At 38.9% G+C, this 19,691-nt stretch carries 18 protein-coding genes; 9 read left to right on the top strand and 9 right to left on the bottom strand.

Annotated elements, in window-relative coordinates; translation table 11 throughout:
- Positions 1-8 precede the first annotated feature (8 nt).
- The 4 genes from HGD76_RS20845 to mutT all read left to right on the top strand — a co-directional run bounded on the left by HGD76_RS20845 (position 9) and on the right by mutT (position 5,188).
- Positions 9-1,319, top strand: coding sequence for a YcaO-like family protein (locus HGD76_RS20845; protein ID WP_168696907.1), 1,311 nt, complete (start codon positions 9-11; stop codon positions 1,317-1,319).
- Between the two features lie 59 nt (positions 1,320-1,378).
- Entirely contained in the window at positions 1,379-2,107 is a 729-nt protein-coding gene (locus HGD76_RS20840) for a SagB/ThcOx family dehydrogenase (RefSeq protein ID WP_168696906.1), read from the top strand.
- 291 nt (positions 2,108-2,398) lie between these two features.
- Positions 2,399-4,414 (top strand): glycoside hydrolase family 10-like protein, encoded by a 2,016-nt coding sequence (locus tag HGD76_RS20835; protein ID WP_168696905.1) that lies wholly within the window; start codon positions 2,399-2,401, stop codon positions 4,412-4,414.
- Positions 4,415-4,765: 351 nt separating this feature from the next.
- Entirely contained in the window at positions 4,766-5,188 is a 423-nt protein-coding gene (gene mutT / locus HGD76_RS20830) for an 8-oxo-dGTP diphosphatase MutT (RefSeq protein WP_168696904.1), read from the top strand.
- 77 nt (positions 5,189-5,265) lie between these two features.
- Here mutT and HGD76_RS20825 read toward each other — a convergent pair whose 3' ends face one another.
- A complete protein-coding gene (locus tag HGD76_RS20825) occupies positions 5,266-5,427 on the bottom strand; it encodes a hypothetical protein (protein WP_168696903.1) in 162 nt (53 codons plus the stop codon).
- Positions 5,428-5,585: 158 nt separating this feature from the next.
- The gene (locus HGD76_RS20820; RefSeq protein ID WP_168696902.1) at positions 5,586-5,882 is read right to left on the bottom strand and encodes a hypothetical protein; all 297 of its coding nucleotides are present in this window, start codon (positions 5,880-5,882) and stop codon (positions 5,586-5,588) included.
- A 93-nt stretch (positions 5,883-5,975) separates the two neighbouring features.
- Between HGD76_RS20820 and HGD76_RS20815 the strand changes: the two genes are divergently transcribed.
- The 5 genes from HGD76_RS20815 to folP all read left to right on the top strand — a co-directional run bounded on the left by HGD76_RS20815 (position 5,976) and on the right by folP (position 9,326).
- The gene (locus HGD76_RS20815; RefSeq protein WP_168696901.1) at positions 5,976-6,125 is read left to right on the top strand and encodes a hypothetical protein; all 150 of its coding nucleotides are present in this window, start codon (positions 5,976-5,978) and stop codon (positions 6,123-6,125) included.
- Positions 6,126-6,215: 90 nt separating this feature from the next.
- Positions 6,216-6,674, top strand: a complete 459-nt coding sequence (locus HGD76_RS20810; protein WP_168696900.1) for a CBS domain-containing protein — start codon at positions 6,216-6,218, stop codon at positions 6,672-6,674.
- A gap of 139 nt (positions 6,675-6,813) precedes the next feature.
- On the top strand, positions 6,814-7,476 hold the full coding sequence (nblB, locus tag HGD76_RS20805) for a phycobilisome degradation protein NblB (protein WP_015080064.1): 663 nt from the start codon (positions 6,814-6,816) through the stop codon (positions 7,474-7,476).
- Between the two features lie 231 nt (positions 7,477-7,707).
- Positions 7,708-8,433 (top strand): triose-phosphate isomerase, encoded by a 726-nt coding sequence (gene tpiA / locus HGD76_RS20800; RefSeq protein ID WP_015080065.1) that lies wholly within the window; start codon positions 7,708-7,710, stop codon positions 8,431-8,433.
- A gap of 47 nt (positions 8,434-8,480) precedes the next feature.
- Positions 8,481-9,326: a dihydropteroate synthase gene (folP, locus tag HGD76_RS20795; protein WP_168696899.1), complete on the top strand. Its 846-nt coding sequence runs from the start codon at positions 8,481-8,483 to the stop codon at positions 9,324-9,326.
- A 480-nt stretch (positions 9,327-9,806) separates the two neighbouring features.
- On the opposite strand, the gene HGD76_RS20790 is transcribed toward folP, so the two are convergent.
- The 7 genes from HGD76_RS20790 to HGD76_RS20760 all read right to left on the bottom strand — a co-directional run bounded on the left by HGD76_RS20790 (position 9,807) and on the right by HGD76_RS20760 (position 19,610).
- Positions 9,807-11,444 carry an IS1634 family transposase gene (locus HGD76_RS20790; protein ID WP_168697410.1) on the bottom strand — a complete coding sequence of 546 codons (1,638 nt, stop codon included), beginning with the start codon at positions 11,442-11,444 and terminating at the stop codon, positions 9,807-9,809.
- Between the two features lie 414 nt (positions 11,445-11,858).
- A complete protein-coding gene (locus HGD76_RS20785; RefSeq protein ID WP_168696898.1) occupies positions 11,859-13,208 on the bottom strand; it encodes a (Fe-S)-binding protein in 1,350 nt (449 codons plus the stop codon).
- Positions 13,209-13,272: 64 nt separating this feature from the next.
- Positions 13,273-14,559, bottom strand: a complete 1,287-nt coding sequence (locus tag HGD76_RS20780; protein WP_168696897.1) for an FAD-binding oxidoreductase — start codon at positions 14,557-14,559, stop codon at positions 13,273-13,275.
- Positions 14,560-14,805: 246 nt separating this feature from the next.
- Positions 14,806-16,461 (bottom strand): iron uptake porin, encoded by a 1,656-nt coding sequence (locus HGD76_RS20775; RefSeq protein WP_168696896.1) that lies wholly within the window; start codon positions 16,459-16,461, stop codon positions 14,806-14,808.
- Between the two features lie 217 nt (positions 16,462-16,678).
- A complete protein-coding gene (gene phoU / locus HGD76_RS20770) occupies positions 16,679-17,347 on the bottom strand; it encodes a phosphate signaling complex protein PhoU (RefSeq protein WP_168696895.1) in 669 nt (222 codons plus the stop codon).
- A 134-nt stretch (positions 17,348-17,481) separates the two neighbouring features.
- Positions 17,482-18,804 (bottom strand): sensor histidine kinase, encoded by a 1,323-nt coding sequence (locus HGD76_RS20765; RefSeq protein WP_168696894.1) that lies wholly within the window; start codon positions 18,802-18,804, stop codon positions 17,482-17,484.
- Positions 18,805-18,857: 53 nt separating this feature from the next.
- Positions 18,858-19,610 (bottom strand): winged helix-turn-helix domain-containing protein, encoded by a 753-nt coding sequence (locus tag HGD76_RS20760; protein ID WP_015080591.1) that lies wholly within the window; start codon positions 19,608-19,610, stop codon positions 18,858-18,860.
- Positions 19,611-19,691: the final 81 nt, after the last annotated feature.

Genomic DNA, 19,691 nt, shown 5'->3' with positions numbered 1-19,691 from the left:
AGAACACAGTGAATACAGCGATTGCACGTCCCCGTTGGCAAGATCTAGTCAGCCCCCATACTGGCGTTATCCGCTCCTTAGATAGATTCACCAAGCCTTATACAGAGTTCGATTTTCCCGTTTTGTGGCAAGCCGAATTAGCCAATTTTCAGCTTCGTAAACAGCCTGATGATTTACGCTACGGTGTCGGTAGGGGCATGACGGATGAACAAGCCATTTTTGGGGCTGTGGGCGAAGCTATAGAAAGATACTGCGGTGGTATTGTTGATTATCGGCAAATAATTGTTAGTAGCTACGAAGAATTAGGTAATCGTGCCGTCCCTTCGACCGTTTTTTCTCCTTTTTCTAACCAACAATACTCTCACCCAACTTTCCCTTTCCCGGCCTTTAATTCCACAACGCAGACTTCGTGGATGAATGCCCTTTCCTTAACCAGTAAGCAACAGGTTTTAGTTCCAGCCTTTTTGGTTTATTTAGACTGGGGTGGCGACCAACCAGGAGATTATATTTTACCTGTTAGTTCTAACGGTATGGCTAGTGGACCATCTTGGGAGTTTGCTGCCTACCGGGGTTTGTGCGAATTAATTGAGCGTGATGCTTTCATTATTACCTGGTTAAATCGCCTCCCTGCCCCACGCATCTATTTCGACCACCTGCCAGGAATTGAGACGGAAATTGCCCGTCACTATGCCCGCTTTGGCATTGAGTTAGTTGTCTTCGAGTTAACTACTGATATTCAAGTCCCGGTTTTCATGGCCATGTTAATTGACCGTTCGGGCAAAGGTCCCGCTGTGTCCACTGGTATGGGATGTCATCTTGATGCACCAACGGCTTTCCACAAGGCAGTTTTTGAAGTTTGTCAAGCTCGCTTTGGTGACATAGAACGGATGAAAACTGGCGCTGGGGCTAATCTCCATCAATATAGTGATATTCAGAATTTAGATGATCACAACGCTTTTTTTTACACGACGGCTCGGCTAGGTGAGTTGGATTTTCTATTTCACCATGACCAATCTTGCCAAGTTGAATATTTACCAACTTACGAATCTGAGTCTGAAGCAGAGAATTTGCAATCAGTAGTTGCCAAGTTAAATTCAGTAGGTGTTGAACCTTATGTAGTGGAAATTACTGCCCCTGATATCGCCTCTCTTGGTTTTCGAGTGGTGCGGACTTTAGCCAGTGAAATAGTCCCTATCTATTTTGGTTATGGACAAGAACCACTGGGGACTCGGCGGTTATTCGAGGTCCCAGAAAGGTTGGGTTATGGTGGCCGACGGACTAAAAATGACTTAAATCCCTGCCCACATCCTATGGCTTAAAACAGCCGTCAGCGAGCCGTTAGCGGGTTGTTGATTAAACAAACGAGGAAATTAGGACAATGCACACAGCCAATGAACCTCTGGAGTTAGCTCTTCTCTATCATTTAAACTCTCCAGTCCCTAAAAGTTATGTTAAGCGGGTTCCGGCTACTGAACTGCGATATCTGCCAGAAGCTCCTTTTCTGGAATTGCCAAAAGCACCACGTGATAACCCGCTGTCTGAGCTTTTAGCGCGACGTACTTCTGTCCGATCATTTGAGCGTCAGGTAATGCCACTGGTCGCCTTAGCTCAACTGCTCGACTCAGGATGTGGACTCAACGGACTGCGGGAAGTGGATGGTCAATGCTATGAGGCTCGTAACTCTCCTTCTGCGGGGGGACTTTATCCTCTGGAGGTGTTCGTATCCACACAAGCGGTAGCAGGTTTGGTTAGCGGACTATATCACTATGAACCTCGCGGACACGGGTTACATTGGGTAAATGATGCCGTCCCAACGGATTTTGTCGAACCATTATTGCAGCAGGATTACATTCTCAATGCCAATGCTCTGTTTGTGTTCACATCGGTTTTTATGCGCTCAATGGGCAAGTATGGGGCGCGGGGCTACCGCTTTGCTCTTTTAGAAGCTGGTCATCAAGCCGAAAATATCTGCTTAATGGCTGGGCAATTGGGACTGGATAGTCTCTGTATTGGTGGATTTGATGATATGAGTTTAAACGCTATGTTGGGTATTGATGGAGAACGTCATGCTGCTCTTTATTGTGTTGCTGTTGGGAGGAAGGGATAATTTTTTTAGGCTTCGCCCCGCTTCGCTAACACGCAGAGTCTCAGAGGCTCAGAGAGGAGGAGTTTGAGGAATTTTTCTTTACTGTCATTAGGGACTTCCAAATAAAAAAATGTCCCAAAACTAACGCAAAAACCCTCTCTATTTCTTCTCTCTCTGTGTTCTCTGTGCCTCTGTGGTTCGTTTATTCATTTATTTATTTATTTATTGGGATAATTTATTTCCCGGAAGTCCCTTAGCAGCTATGACTTAAATATTGCTAAATTAACAAAGGATGCAACTATCTCATTCAATATGGTATCTAGTTCTATAAGATTCTCGGATATTCAAGGTCATTGGTCCCAAGGGTTTATTGAAGCTTTAGCAGCACGGCGAATTCTCAGTGGGTATTCTGATGGAACTTATCGCCCTAATAACCCTGTGACTCGTGCTGAATTTGCAGCTATTATCGCCGCAATTTTTTCCCTGCCTGTCAAACGGGAATATGTACCTTTTGTAGATGTTCCCCAGACGCATTGGGCGATAAACGCGATTAAAAAGGTCTATGAAACTGGATTTTTAACGGGTTATCCAAATCGGCGCTTTGGGATAGATGAAGGTATTGCTAGAGGTGATGCTTTAGTAGCAATGGTCAATGGCTTAGAACTTGCTGGTCAAGTTGACCTAGATTTAGTAAGTAAACTGGCAGAAATTTATCAAGATGGATCTTTAATTCCTTACTATGGGATTAATCAAGTCGCGTTAGCAACTCGTGCTGGTTGGGTAGTTAGTTATCCGAACAAAAAAATACTTAATTACAAAACAGCCGCTACTCGTGCAGAAGTCGCAGTAATGGTTTATCAGGCTTTAGTATATTTAGGAAAAGCGGAAAAAATCCCGACTGATTATATTGTTGTTCCTCCAACCATCCCTAAACCTACAACTGCTCATACTGTTAAGCTAAATCATCGGCGGGAATTTCGGGGGGCTTGGGTTGCGTCTGTATGGAATAGTGATTGGCCTTCTCGACCGGGACTGGCTGTGGAACAGCAAAAAGCGGAATTATTAGCGATTATTAAACAGTTACAAGCTTTGAATTTCAATGCTTTAGTTTTGCAGGTAAGACCAGAAGGTGATGCTTTATATGCTTCGGAATTAGAACCTTGGAGTGCTTGGATAACGGGAACTCAGGGAAAAGCCCCATCACCATTTTATGATCCTTTGGAGTTTGCGATCGCCGAATGTCATCAACGCAATATTGAATTACACGCTTGGTTTAATCCTTATCGTGCTAGAGCAAATAGTCGAGTTTCTACCGTTCGTCCCCACATTGCAGTTACAAACCCCGAAGTTGTTTATCAATGGGGTACTCAACAATGGATGGACCCCGGTGCAAAAATCGTTCAGGACAGAGCATACAACGTCATTATTGATGTTGTCCGTCGTTATGATTTAGATGCTATTCATTTAGATGATTATTTTTACCCCTATCCCATATCTGGTCAACCTTTTCCTGATCATAAAACCTACGCAGCATATCAAACCAGTGGGGGTAAACTAAATATAGAAGATTGGCGACGCGAAAACGTCAATCAAATGGTATTGCGACTTTCTCAAGGAATTAAAGCCACCAAACCTCATGTAAAGTTTGGAATTAGTCCTTTTGGTATTTATCGTTCTGGAGAACCTGCGGGAATTGTCGGTTTAGATGCCTACAGTGTCCTCTATGCAGATTCTAAAAAATGGTTACAGCAAGGCTGGATAGATTATATTGCTCCTCAACTCTACTGGCGTACTGACCAAACCAAACAAGCCTATCAAACTTTACTGCAATGGTGGACCGAAATCAATACTAAACAGCGTCACATCTATGCAGGTAATAATCTCGGACAATTAGATGGTAAGGAATGGAAAAATAGCGAAATTGCCAAGCAAATTCAGATTTCTCGGAATTTAGCAGGTAATTTGTCTTTAGGTAATATCTTTTTTAGTATGACTGGCATTCAGGAAAATCGCCAAGGCATCGCTGACCAATTTAAAACCTATTATCCCACACCTGCCTTAATTCCCACTATGTCATGGCAAAGTTCCATTACGCCACCACCTCCCAAAAACCTCAAGTTTATGGATGGTAAATTAAACTGGGAAGCAGGAGATGATCAACTTGTGCGTTCTTGGACTCTGTATTTGCAAAATAGCAATAATTGGCTAATTCAACGCATTTTATCCGCTGGTACTACCTTTGCGACAGTTCTACCAGGAACTTATGCAGTCTGTGCTGTGGATAGATTAGGGAATGAAAGTGCAGGTATGATGATTACCGTAACTTGATAATTAGCAAGTTGGGTTTTCTCCAGTCAACCCAACTACTTTTTAACTTATGGTTTTTCCCGAAACCTATAAGTTTTTTCAATCAGATTTTCAAAAAAAAGCGCATTCTTCTCTATTGTCAATAATCTTGAGAATATTCTCAATAATTGCCCCTAAAAACGTTCATTTCAGGACTTGATATTCTCAACTATTTTTTTTACAATAATTTTGATTATAATCCAAGGGGTATTTTTTATTTAATTTATTAACACATCAAACTAACATTTAGCAAAATTCTCAAAATAAATATAAACTCGGTAGATATATAATTAGTCTACTGAGTTTTTTTATTTATTGGTACTGAGTAATTATATGAATGAAAGTAGTTCTTCTATTCCTCATAAAATTATTGGTGTTGCTGTTATTTGGAATGACCAAAAACAGATTTTAATTGATAGACGACTTCCTACTGGGACAATGGGTGGTTTATGGGAATTTCCAGGGGGAAAAATTGAAATTGGTGAAACTATTCAAGAATGTATTAAACGAGAAATTTCGGAAGAGTTGGGTATAGAAATTGTAGTTGGAGAACATCTGATTACTATTGACCACACTTATGCTCATTTGCGGGTGACTTTGATAGTTCATCATTCTCAACATTTAGCGGGTGTTCCTCAAGCCCTAGAATGTGATGAAATTCGCTGGGTAAGTTTGGATGAATTGGATAATTTTACTTTTCCAGAAGCGAATAGGGAAATTATTGCGGCTTTGAGGAAATATCATCAGGAGAATTGATAAATTAGATAGTTATTAGGAAGGGTTTAGCAATGCTAAACCCCTACGAAATCTGAATTTAATTATCAATTTTGATTTTAACAAAAACCTGTTCCTTGGCATTTTTGACATTTGGATAATCTGCGTGAACCATAAGGTTGGATTCTCCCTTTACATTGACAGGAAGAACATTCAATTTTATGTTCTTTGTTATCGGCATTGTTAGTATTTTGAATGTCTGGTGATTTTTCATTAGCCATGATTTTTGCTTTTATTTAGGGCTTAATTTGATATGGGAATATCGGGTTTATTTAGTTGAAACAATATTAGTTAAAATCACATTGTTGATATAATGAATCACAAAATTATTATTCAAAAATGATAAAAGAAAAAGAAAGTGAAATATTAATTCTCAATATTATGAGCCGCAGCTAGGGTGAAGTAAGGTTTTATAATCTACGTTCCAAATTCGAGCTAATCCTTTAGCACTTAGTTCTGATCTAATTGAATCTTTGGCTTGACAAGCATCGGCAATTGCTTTGATGTAATTACTCGCAATCTCACTTTCACTTCTTTGTTTTTGAATATCTATTAATTGACGATTAGTTTCAGCATTTTTTTGATCAGGTGAGCGAAAGGAATGAATTACACCAATAATTCCTTCAATTTGATTGCTACTTGTACCATTAATATTATTAGTGGGAGTAGTACGCATAATTACAAAGCCACAACTACCGCCGCAGTTTGGATAGTTTAGAGATCCTATATTAGAGTTGACGTTTGCATAATTATTTGAGCCTGTTGACAATTGGTAAAAAAAGTTGGACAGCATAAAATATCAAAAAAATCTGCTTCCTTAGTCGAATGGTTAAAATTAATTGAAAAATTAGGCTTTTATGGTACAATGGCATTGCTAAAAATGCTTTTTCAACAAAAACAACGTTTATTTTTAAAATGAAAAGTAACAATCTATTAACTGTATTTTATTTGTTACCAATAATTTCCTACAATAGTTAAAAAGACTTTTATAAAAGGTGTAAGTAAAAAAATGTCTAAAACCGTTGCTGACGTAATGAGTCGTGATCCTATCCTTGTCCATCCTCAAACTCCCTTAAAAGAAGCTATCCAAATTCTGGCAGAAAAACACATTAGCGGTTTACCTGTAATTGATGACGCAGGTAAATTAGTCGGAATTATCTCAGAAACAGATTTGATGTGGCAAGAAACTGGTATAACTCCCCCTGCATATATCATGATTTTGGATAGTGTGATTTATTTACAAAATCCTGCAACCTATGAACGAGATTTACATAAAGCTTTAGGACAAACAGTAGGGGAAGTTATGAGTAAAAATCCCCTAACTATTTCTCCTGATAAACCATTAAGAGAAGCAGCAAAATTAATACAAGATCACAAAGTTCATCGTCTCCCAGTCCTTGACAATGCGGGTAAGGTAATTGGTATTCTAACTCGTGGTGATATTATTCGCACTATGGCCGCAGAGTAGCAAAGGAGAGAAATATTATCTGACAACTAACAACTGTACGGGCGAAGCATTTGGAGAACTATTTTTGGCAATGACTGATAATTTATCTTCCAAATGCTTCGCCCCTACTAACAATTAACAACTGACAAAGGACAATTAAATGAGTGTGTCTGCTGATAGTATAAGAGAATTACTGCGTTCTGACAATTTAGGCGATCGCTTGCGTGCAGTCAATCAAATTCGGGAACTAGAACCACAAATCGGTTTAGAATTAGTCCAAATTGCCATTCAGGATAAAAGTGCGCGTGTCCGTTATTCGGCCGTAAGTCAAATGGATACCCTGGGAACACAGGATTTACCATTATCCTTGAATATCCTCCGAGGTTTACTTCATGATCCAGAAGCAGATGTTCAAGCAGCCGCAGCAGACTGTTTAGGTGCGCTGAAATTACATGACGCTTTTGAAGACTTACAACAGCTTTACCAAGAAACACCAGAATGGCTGGTACAGTTTAGCATTATTGCGACATTAGGAGAATTAGGAGATCCGCGAGCCTTTGAATTGCTTACCCAAGCACTTGCTTCCGATAATGGCTTAATTCAAACTGCGGCCATTAGTTCCTTTGGTGAATTGGGAGATCCAACAGCAGTTCCTCTCCTAGTTCCATACAGCACTAATCCAGATTGGCAAGTACGTTACAGAGTAGTACAAGCTTTAACTCGTTTGGGTAGTGATGAAGCTAAATCTATTCTAGCAACCTTGGTAAATGACGAAGTAGAGGCAATTGCCAAAGAAGCAAAAGCTGGTTTGCAGTTAGTTTAATTTAGTAGTTGCGTTTACGTAATCAAGCGCAACTGCTCACCTAATTTTGGCAAATAGCTTAATTTTTGATTGATACAAAAACTCTATCTAAGTTAAAAAACCAACCATCAGCCTATATTACTACTGACGACTATTTCTGTGAGTCAGTGAATTCTGCTTAGTGAATAGTCCTAAAAAAGTAGTACATTGAAAAGTGCATCTAGTAGCATTAAAATCTTGATTAAATCACCTGTGCGGAAAATCGTTATTGCTGGAAACTGGAAAATGTTTAAAACCCAGGCAGAATCCGCAGAATTTTTAAGCGGATTTTTGCCTCACCTGGAGGAAACCCCCTCAGAACGAGAAGTGGTATTATGTCCTCCCTTCACCGACTTAAGCCTGCTGTCCAAATCTTTACATGGTAGCCGTGTAAATTTGGGCGCACAAAACGTCCACTGGGAAGAACATGGAGCATATACAGGCGAAATTGCTGCCCCCATGCTCACGGAAATCGGTGTGCGTTTTGTCATTGTTGGACACAGTGAAAGACGGCAATTCTTCGGAGAAACTGACGTAACTGTCAATCTCCGTCTTAAAGCCGCCCAAAAGCATGGACTCACACCCATTCTTTGCGTTGGGGAAACTAAACAACAACGAGACGCAGGGGAAACAGAATCAATAATTAGCAACCAATTAAAAAAAGACTTGGTAGATATTGATCAAACTCACCTAATTATTGCTTATGAACCAATTTGGGCAATTGGTACTGGTGATACCTGTGAATCCAAGGAAGCAAATCGGGTAATTGGCTTAATTCGCAGTCAATTAACTAATCCCCTAGTTCCTATCCAATATGGCGGTTCAGTCAACCCGAATAATATTGATGAAATTATGGCACAACCAGAAATTGACGGCGCTCTCGTTGGTGGCGCTAGTCTAAAAGCTGATAGTTTTGCCAGAATTGTCAACTATCAATAATGGGGATTGGGGATTGGGGATACATCAATTAAAAGTTAAAAAATTTCATGTCTAACAACTTAACTATCCGAGATCACTGTTTTACCTGGGGAAAGCGGACTTATCTCATGGGAATTTTGAATGTCACCCCGGATAGTTTTAGTGATGGTGGTAAATTTAACACCACCTCAGCGGCTTTAACCCAGGCACAAGCAATGGTTTCGGCTGGTGCTGATATTATTGATATTGGTGGACAATCAACCCGTCCAGGGGCAGAACAAATATCCCTAGAAGCAGAACTTGAGCGGGTGCTATCGGTCTTGGAGTTGCTACGTCCAGTTATTGATATTCCTATTTCTATAGATACTACTAGAAGCGAAGTAGCTAAAGCAGCAATTATCGCTGGAGCAGATATAATTAATGATATTTCTGCTGGAACATTTGACCCGCAAATGTTGCCAACTGTTGCTAGTTTAAATGTGCCGATTGTCTTAATGCACATCCAAGGAACTCCCCAAACTATGCAAAAATGTACTGATTATGAAGATCTAATTGCTGATATTTATAACTTTTTATCTGAGCAAATTACAAAGGCTACACTTTTGGGAATTGACAAAAATAAAATAATTATTGATCCTGGTATTGGTTTCGCTAAAAACCATGAGCAGAATTTAGAAATTTTTCGCCGTTTAGAATCATTAAAAACACTCAATTCTCCAATTTTGGTGGGAGCATCTCGTAAAAGTTTTATAGGTAATATTCTTCATCAACCAGATCCGAAATTGCGAGTTTGGGGAACAGCCGCAGCCTGTTGTGCAGCCATTTTCAATGGTGCAGATATCCTCCGAGTTCACGATGTTCAGGAAATGCAAGAAGTTACTTTAGTAGCAGATGCTATTTATCGTGAAGGTTAGGAGTCAGGAACAAGAAAGAATATAGAAACAGAAAAAGGGGTTGATGTTTAGAGGTTGTTTGATAGCGAAGCGTGGCGTTAGCCATAAAGTATTAGATGAAACCCATAATCTCTAAAAACCTAACCCCCCTGCCCCCTTCCCTACAACCCACATTCCGCACCCCAAAATGTTACAGAGGGAAATTACGGAGATGAAAATCAAAGGGAGCATCAAAACAAACAGATAAAGTGAAAAAAGGCATTTGAGAAACAGTAAATCACCAAAAATGTCATCAAAATCTATTCTCAATAAGAAGCAATAAGAATGCACACCACCTGGAGAGGTCAATGAATAAGCGAAAGGAGATATTCAAGAAATAATTATAAGTTAGACTAATCAATTAAAGTAAAAAACGAAATTATAGACATAGTAAAATGGAGCTATAAATCAAAGAGATTAGCTCATCTTTACTCATAGAAATTAAATTGATAGAGATGATAATTAGCTGACTAATTGATAGTAACGTAAACAATCATCTGGTAAAAGACTCAAGATAAAATCTCTGTCCTTATTCCAATTAGAAATATGTTTCTCCTGATTGAGTGTAACCAAATGAATACACTGAAAGCATTGAAAAATCCAGCGTAAAGTAGGACGATTAGTTGCTTTGCCTAATTGATTTTTAATTGTTGATTTAGACTCCAAAAGAGCATTTCTAATATGACGTTGAGCCAAAGTATAAACCAGTAGACATAAACCCATAATCATTCCCAAAGACTCTATTCTCTCAGGACTTTTGAGGAAAATACTGTCGGCAAAAAATAATGGGTCTTTGAGAAAACCAAACCCTCTTTCACATGATTGTTGAGCTTTATATTCCCTGAGCATAGAATCATTGCTTAGTTCCTTTGAATCTAAAACATTTGTCGCAATAATAAAACGTCCCGCACTCAGCAATTCTGTATTAATTTTACTTTCATCCTGGGAGACTGTAGCTGATATTTGATAGGATATTTCTCCTGAAGTATCTTTTTTATTAGATTTTACTTGAGTCACCGTACTTTCGTGAATTTGATGATATTTGAATTGTTTTGATAATTTTGATAATGCCTTGATAGCATCTGCAACACATGCAAGTCTCTCTTGTGATAACTTTTTCAAATCTTGCACAGCTTTTGATTCTGCTTTGGTAATTTTTTGTGTGAGCTTATGCAGGTCTGATTCTTTTCTTTCTTGACTTTGCACTACTAACCATCTTTGTTCTATCCCTGCATAATTTTGGATTTTTGATGCTAATTTATATCCTGGTATTGTACTATCAATAAATTCTGATTCTGCTAATGTTGATATTAATGATTTTGCTGCTTTTATGCTTAATGGTACTCGACATAACCAACGTAATTCTGACATCATTTTCAGGTTTGATTCTGTATATAAAGCAGCGTCAGCAACCATGAGACTATTAACTTCTAATTGTTTTTGATATTCTACTGCTATTTTACCAAAACATGATGAGTCAGCTTGGTTTCCCGATGCTAGTTTTAAAAATATTGGTATGTCTCCATCTCCTGAACATATCATTTCTATGATAAACTGTTTTAAGTCTGGACGATGGTCACGAGAATAACCGTAGGTGATGGTTATTTCTTTTGGTGATTTTACTGCTAATTCTTCTAATTCTTGGTTATTTCCTACTTTTTGACTCTCAAATATTACGAATGGTAAGCTAGTGTTATACTGCCCATGCACGTGCATTGATGATGAGTCTAGATGTGATGTTGATAGTGATACTCCAAATTTTTGAGCAGCTTTTAAGGCTATGATAAAAAAGATTGTATCTAAGCCTTTTATAAACAGTTTATCCATGACTCTCCCCAATTTATCGTCGTTGAGATATTCTGGTTTTACTCCTGCTCCTATTAAATGCTCACAGGCTATTGTTTCAAAATATTTGGGAAACATATATAACGGTTTGGAGACAAATCCTAACCCGTTTATTATCATGGCTTTTACCACTTGACCTGCATTTACTTTTTCGTCTTTTTCGACTCCTATTAATTCATTTATTATTTCTACTATTCCGATTGAATCTATGATTCCTGCTACTATCCCTAGATGGTCTATGTTCTGAATTTCCATTTCTTGAGGTTTTAATTTCACAACAGTTTCCTCTCATACTTCTGTTGTTATCAATTATTTCTTATTTGGTTATCAATTCATTTTTTTCTTTTGTTACCAAGTTTCACTTTCTCACACCATTTCGCTTTTAATGCTATTTATTATCATTAAGCATCTTAATTTTTGAATTGACTTTAGTTATTATGTACTACTTTAAGGGCTTTTTTGATCTGTGACAGTTTGGGGTGCGGAATGTGGGTTAAAACCTTTAGTTCCAAAGATTTTAGATATTTTATCTACATTAGTGAAAGGTCAAGCTGTAGTTGTTAGTCTTGAATAATAATGAACTGAAATAAGATCCCCGACTTCTTTCTGGATCTTGTAAATACATTATAAATTAATCTCAGAAGTCGGGGATCTGGATATTATAATGTTCTAAATCTCCAACTTATCACCCCGAATTGAATAATCTAATAACTCCATTGGGTGCATGACAGAAATAGTTTTCCCCTGCAAATATTTACTAATCTGCAAACTACAACCAGGATTAGGAGAAGCAATTAAATCTGCACCAGTATTTAATAAATTCTGGGCTTTTTGTTTACCTAATTCTTCCGCAACTTCCGGTTGTAACATATTATAAACCCCCGCACTACCACAGCACAAAGCCGCGTCAATAGGTTCTTTTAAAGTCACACCCGGAATTTGTTTTAAAAGTTGACGAGGTTGAACACTAATTTTTTGACCATGTAATAAATGACAAGCATCTTGATAAACTAAAGTCAGATTTTTATCAGTCAAAGGTGAAAGTTTAGCCGTTAAACCCACATTAGCTAAAAACTCCTGTGAATCCTTAACTTTCGCGGCAAATACTTTAGCTTTTTCCGCATATTCTGGATCATCTGCTAAAATATGACCATATTCCTTCAAAGTATGACCACAACCAGCAGCATTGATAATCACAAAATCCACATGAGTATCAGCAAAACTATCAATCATTTGTCTTGCTAAAACCTTCGCTTGTTCCGTTTGTCCTTGGTGTTCAGGAAGCGCAGCACAACAACCTTGAGATTTAGGAATTACCACCTCACAACCATTCGCAGTTAAAACCCTTACTGTCGCTTCATTGACATCAGAGAAAAACAACCTTTGCACACATCCTAAAATTACACCAACCCGATATCTTTTTTCACCCTTCGCTGGGATGATATCTGGTAAATTATCCTGAAAAGATTTAAGAGTAATTTCCGGTAAAATAGATTCCATAGCAGCTAACCGGGGAGATATGGCTTTAATTAACCCAGTTGCTTGTAATACCTTAGAAATTCCTAACTTTTGATAAACTAATAAAGGAAAAAGTAAAATTCTTAAAAGATCAGGATTAGGAAACAGAGAAAAAATCAATTGTCGAACCAACTTATCAGGTAAACTGCGATTATAATTTCTTTCCACCTGATGTCTAGTAGCCGAAATCAACTTATCATACTGCACACCAGAAGGACAAGTAGAAACACAAGCTAGACAACCCAAACAAGAATCAAAATGTTCAACAGTAGCCGTATTGAGAGCAATTTCCCCCTCATTAATAGCATCCATTAAATATATCCGTCCCCTGGGAGAATCCATCTCCTTACCTAATACCCGATAACTAGGACAAGTAGACAAACAAAAACCACAATGAACACAACTATCAATTAACTTAGGATCAGGTGGATGACTTCCATCAAAACCCTGCAAATTCTTAATACTAGCAGTATTATTCACCGAACCTTCCGAAACTTGCATTTATATTTCTCCCCTCTTAACCTCTGTGACCTCTGCGCCTCTGCGGTTCGTTTTTAATTAAAACTTAAATCCCACCCACAAACCGACCAGGACTTAAAATAAAATTACCATCAAACTGTGTTTTAATTCCCCGCATTACTGCCAAAGCATTACCATTATACCCCCAAACATCAAACCTTTCCTTCAACTCAACAGGTGCTGATAAAATACTTAAAAAACCAGAATTTGCTGCACATAAATTCCGCAAAGGTAAAATCTGATCTTTATTTTCTAAACGGACTAAACCCAAACCACTGCTAATATGAATTAAACCAATATCTATTTGATTGATAATCTCCACAGCCGCAGTTGGTAATACTCCTACTTTGCAGGTAATTGTAGATTCTGTCACATGAGAATGTATTTGTTCTGGTAATCGTTGCCATAAATTAATTTCCTGATTTCCCAAATAAATTACCCCCTGTAAGCCTAACTTTTCGCCAATTGCTAAAAGTCGTTTTGACTGTTCTTGGACACTTTCATTAATATTTTGAAAGCGGGTAATTAATCCTATTCCTGTTCCCAAATCTAAATTAGTAACTAACTTACTTGATAATAAATCAACTTGAGTTGGTGTTAATTCCGAACTTTGTAAAGTTCTCACTGCTTGGGATATAGCTTCAGGTTTTCCAGTTAATATCACAGTTTGCGAAGTTTCAGGAATGGGATAAACTCGAAAAGTGACTTGGCTGATAATTCCTAATGTCCCGTAAGCACCAGTAAATAATTTCATTAAGTCGTAACCAGCCACATTTTTAACGACTCTTCCCCCAGCTTTGGCGATTTGACCATCTGCGCGGATAAAAGTTATACCTAGAAGTTGGTCACGCACACCACCATAACGTTGCCGCAGAGAACCCGTATCGGCAGTAGCAACCATACCACCAATAGTAGCAGAATTAGGAAAAGCGGGATCAAGTGCTAAAAATTGGTGATGTTTAGCTAAAATCTCCTGAAGCTGGGCAAATTTCATCCCTGCTTCAACAGTGACAGTTAAATCACCTACAGCGTGTTCTATGAGTTGGTTAATGCGTTCGGTGCTGACAATAATATCAATATTTTTAGCTAAACCACCCCAATTGATTTTACTCCCGCTACCACAGCTTAGAACACGCCATTTGTGACTGTTGGCAGTGGTGATAACGGCGGCTAATTCTGCTTGGCTATGGGGATAAATGACACAACTAGGCTGGCTTTTGGGGTCTATTCCCTGTTGGATATTATGCTGTTGGGTGGGGCTGAGATTTTCCCAGGATATAACGGCGTTTTCGGTGCTGAGAATAGAAGTTAAGGTAGATGCTATTGAATTCATTAGTCTCTTTTTTATTCTTAATTTAATATGAATTATATTTTGCGTAAAGCTAAGAGGTTATCTCGTTCCCAGTCTCTGACTGGGAATGCCATGATGTAGGCTCTGCCTAATTGTATTATTAAAGGCAGAGCCTTATAGAATTCATTCCCATACAGAGTATGGGAACGAGAGATATTTCACAAATAAATCTAGGGGTTTAGCACTGCTAAACCCCTACTCATACTAAACTATTAATCTCAGTTGATTCTAGAAAGTGAAGGTAGTCCGTAAAGTACCAACGTACTCGGTGCTATTCTTGTCGTTATGCTCAGGATTCAAGATGACTATTACACCTGGAGTAACAAGGATATTATCAGAAAGCTTCACCTTGTAAAGACCTTCTATATGATAAGAAGTGCCTGATTCTCTACCTGTATCTTTTAGTGCATTGATAACAGATTGTCCACTTTGTTTATAACCAGTGACTTTAGGTGAGCGACCGAAGATTAAACCCAAAGTATTACCTTCTTTACCGAAGTCTTTGATACCCAAAGTAGTAGCCCAGTACCAAACTTCAGCACTTTGTGGAGTGCCTGCTAAGGTACTAGCTGTTGTATAACCTGCCCAACCGCCCAGGGTGATATTCTTTGTGGGTTGCAAGGTACCTTGTATACCGTAGTTGTTAGATTCACTACCAGCATTACCAGCATTATTAGCGAAGGCACTGCCAGTATCTCCGAATAATGAACGATTGTCGCTACCTTGATAAGTATGAGCATAGGTCAGTCCAATGTTGATAGCTTGGTTGGGTTTAATAGCCAATTGACTAAACAGTGTATTACTACCATCGAATAGTCCTCTCCGTGCGCTAGGATCTGCTGCATTGTTTCTACCTGTGGCAAAATAAGCTGCGCTCAAGGCCAATTTACCATTAGGATTGACGTTAACAGTGATACCAGCACCGTCAGCTGCTTGACGATAAATGGGGCTGAAACGTCCGTAGCGAGATAAAGCACCTGTACCACTGCTTCTAAAGTCAGGGTTGAAAACATTGACATTTTCGTTCAACTCACCACCAATAGCGTCAATCCTGACACGAATATTGTTTTTTAAATTGAAAGCGTAGTTGAGTTTGTCAATAGTTACGGTGTTATTGCTATTATTACCAGTTGCACTACCATCATAACCTAAGCGGGTCATGTTAGTACCCGTAACGGCACTGTTGGGTATGATATTTATCCCTTGCAAACGAGTTTGCAATTGGTCTGTACCAGTGAAACTACTGTTCAAACTCAACCGCACTCGATTAGAGAAGGTTGCAGTGCTGTTTAGGTCAGGGTTATTATCGGGATTTGTGTCAGTGTCTGCTACCTTATCCCCAAAAGCTTGGGATACGCTGAAAATCGCTTCACCAGATAGTTTTGTGGTGGTGGAGAACTGATTAGCTTCTAATTCGCCAGTACGAGCTTCTAAAGCATCTACTTGACCGCGAATAGTTGCTAGTTCAGTGGAATATTCTTCTTGCAAACGTTGCAAGGTAGCTAAATCTTGCTTGCTCACCATGTCAGCGGTTGCGGTAGCAATGAGTTCATTAACGCGGTCTAAGCAGGAATTTAAACCAGCCGCAAATTCATAACGACTCAAGGCGCGATTACCACGGAAAGTACCATTAGTATAACCACTAACTCCACAGCTATAACGTTCAAATAAAGATTGTAAAGCTTGAAACGCCCAATCTGTGGGTTGTACGTCGGAAAACTGAGAAACGGATGTTATTTGACCCAAGCTGTTGGACTCTTGGGACAATTCAGCAACACTTGTTACTTGTTCCTTAGCTTCACCAGCAAATGCACTGTTACCAGTTAGTAAGGTCAAAGCTAGGACAGGACTAACCTTGAGGATATTCCAAAAAGCTTTTTTCATAAATTTCAATCTCTCTCACACCTATAGTGAATCCAGTCTATGGTAAAGTCCCAAGGGAACTTATACATAAATGTTCTATAGTGATTCTACATCATTAATGGCAATTAAAACAACTAAATATCAAAATTTTTATACAAGGTTATGATTTATTTATTATTTGATAAATTTGAGATTATACCCTGTCTATGGTATGTATTGATGGGGATCAATATCCAATTTACGATCGCTGACCTGTAACAATATATGTAACTCGTTGAGCAATATTAGTTGCGTGATCTGCCATGCGTTCTAAACAACGAATTGCTAAAGTTAACAAGAGAATTGGCTCAATTACGCCAGAAATATTTTCCTGTTGGGCAAAGGTTTGATAAAGATGCTCATAAGCATTATCTACAGCATCATCTAACTGCTTCATTCTTTGTCCACTGGTTTCGTCTAGGTCTGCCAATGCGACTAAACAAGTTGCTAACATTGCTTGGGCGTGCTGGGACATAATTGCAATTTCTGGTAAGGAACTATGTTGAGGATAAGGGAAGAGTTTAATGGCAATTTCCCCTAACTCTTCGGCATAATCCCCAATTCGTTCTAAGTCACGCACCAATTGCATAAAAGCACTTATACAGCGCAAATCTCTTTCTGTGGGTACTTGACGAATGATAATAGTTGTGCAGTCTGATTCTATTTGCCGATAAAAGCGATCAATTTTTTTATCTAACCGGGGTATTTGTTCCGCTGCGATTAAGTCCCCGGCAAATAGGGCTTGGTGACTCAGCCGAAATGATTGTTCTACTAAAGCCCCCATACGTAATAAATCCCGTTCTAAACGCCTAATGGAGCGTTTTATTGGTAGTATTTCGTGATTGGGAGGATCAAATACAGTTTTCACAGTGGTTATATTAAAAGTGTGTATATTTTCTTAACTATAGTCTTGACTAGTACCGCAGGGCGGAATTAAAAATTAACAATTAAAAATTAAAAAAGCAGATTGTATAAGCTTTTTAGGGATTTTTAATGGTTATCTTACTTGCGCTGTACTGTACTAGGTAAATTTGTCATAACTTGAGAAAATTGAATTTGTATCCAAGCACCACCTGTTTCTGGATGGTTCATGGCTTTAATTACACCACCGTGAGCCATGACTATTTGCTGGACAATGGCTAAACCTAAACCGCTACCAGCAATTCCCGTTGTCGAATTTACTTCATTGACTGGTGAACGATACCGGGCTTTATCTCCGCGATAAAACCTTTCAAATACATGAGGTAAGTCGTCAACAGCAAAGCCAACACCGAAATCAATAATATTTATTTCCAACATTTGACCGTTATCAGTAGAAATTATTTTAGTCTCAATGTCAATAGTTGTGGTGGCTGGACTATATTTGATGCTATTATCTAGCAAATTGACGAATACTTGATAAAGTCGAGATTTATCTGCCTGAATGCAGATGCTGTCTAGTCCAGAATAGTTAATACTGAGAGAATGACTCTGGGCAATTGGTTCTAGGGTTTCCCATGCGGAGATGATGAGCGATCGCATTTCCACCATTTCCAAATTTAACTGCATGGTGGGATTGTTTTGCATTTGCGTCAACTCCAACCAACTTTGGACTAAATTAATCAGTCGGTCAACTTCTTGCATCAGCCTATTAACCCAACGGTCTAAAGGTGGTTCTAAACGGGTTTGCAGAGTTTCCACCACGAGACGAATTGCCGTCAACGGGGTGCGGAGTTCATGGGCTAAATCGGAAAAAGAGCGATCGCGTTCTTGCTTCATATCTAGCACAGATTGGCAATTTTCCAAAAATACTCCCACCTGTCCCGTTGGTAATGGCAAGCTAGAAGCCCGCAGAAACATGGGCTTTAATTCTGTCATCATCTTAGCATCTTCACAAGCGGGATGAAAAACCCATTCCTGCACCTGGGGTTTTTGCCAATCACGAGTTTGTTCAATTAACTGATCTAATTCATAAGACCTCACCAACTCTAGCAGCAAACGCACCTGTCCAGGTTGCCATCTTTGAAGATATAAGATTTCCCGCGCTTGTTGATTGCACCACAACAATTGATTTTCCTCGTCTACCTGCAAATATCCCAGCGGAGCAAAATCCAGTAATTCCTTATACATGGACAATGATTGCTGCAAATTTTGTTGCTGCCTATTCACAATAGAGATTTCCTGCCGTAAGCGAGGTCTTAGCAGCAGTTTAATATTAGTAATTTTATGGGAATTAGAACTTGGCGATTGTAGTAATTGTTCTAAATATCGGTGCAAATGAACCTGTTGCCAAACCCAAAAACCCAGGCCGACAGCTAAACCCAGCGAAAATCCCAGAAAAAACATGGAAGTCGTTAGTTCGTGTGTTATTACTCAAAATTAACAACTATTTTCACCAATCACCCAAATCTGTAACCAAAACCCCGCACAGTTACAATATATTCTGGATGACTAGGATCTTCCTCCAACTTTTCCCGTAACCAGCGGATATGAACATCCACAGTTTTGCTATCCCCTACAAAATCTGGACCCCATACCTGATCTAATAATTGCTCTCGTGACCATACCCGACGGGTATAACTCATAAATAATTCTAAGAGTCGGAACTCCTTGGGAGACAAACTTATCTCTTCTCCACGGACTATAACCCGACACTCTTGAGCATTTAAAGTTATATCTTTGTGCTTCAGAACCGGAACTTGTGGCAATGCACTTAAACGTTGACGACGAAGTAACGCCCGACACCGCGCCACCAATTCTCGCATACTAAATGGTTTTGTCAAATAGTCATCAGCACCCACTTCTAAGCCTAGGACTCGGTCAGTTTCACTACCTTTAGCACTCAACATTAAAATTGGCACTGAGTTGCCTTGATGACGTAAAAAACGGCAAATGTCTAGGCCATTAATTTGCGGTAACATCAAATCTAATAGCACCAAGTCTAAAGGCAGTTCTTCAGAATTATCTTCACAACTTTTCAGATATTCTATCGCTGCTCGGCCATCACTAGCGGTAATTACTTCATAGCCTTCCCCTTCCAAGGCCACAACTAACATTTCCCGAATTAGTTCTTCGTCTTCGACTACGAGAATACGGCTTGTTTGTCCAATATCTGCCCTGGCAGAATACTTAGCTAATTCACTGGTATACATTAATTTTTTCAGTGCATAACAAAGTCTAGTATATTATAAATCATACCAATGATAGATTTATTTTGTTTTTCTGGACTTGGT

The sequence above is a fragment of the Dolichospermum flos-aquae CCAP 1403/13F genome, assembly GCF_012516395.1.
In the GTDB taxonomy this organism is placed as follows: Bacteria; Cyanobacteriota; Cyanobacteriia; order Cyanobacteriales; family Nostocaceae; genus Dolichospermum; species Dolichospermum lemmermannii.
The sequence above is the reverse complement of the archived record's forward strand: the minus strand, read 5'-3'. Positions and strand labels throughout refer to the sequence as shown.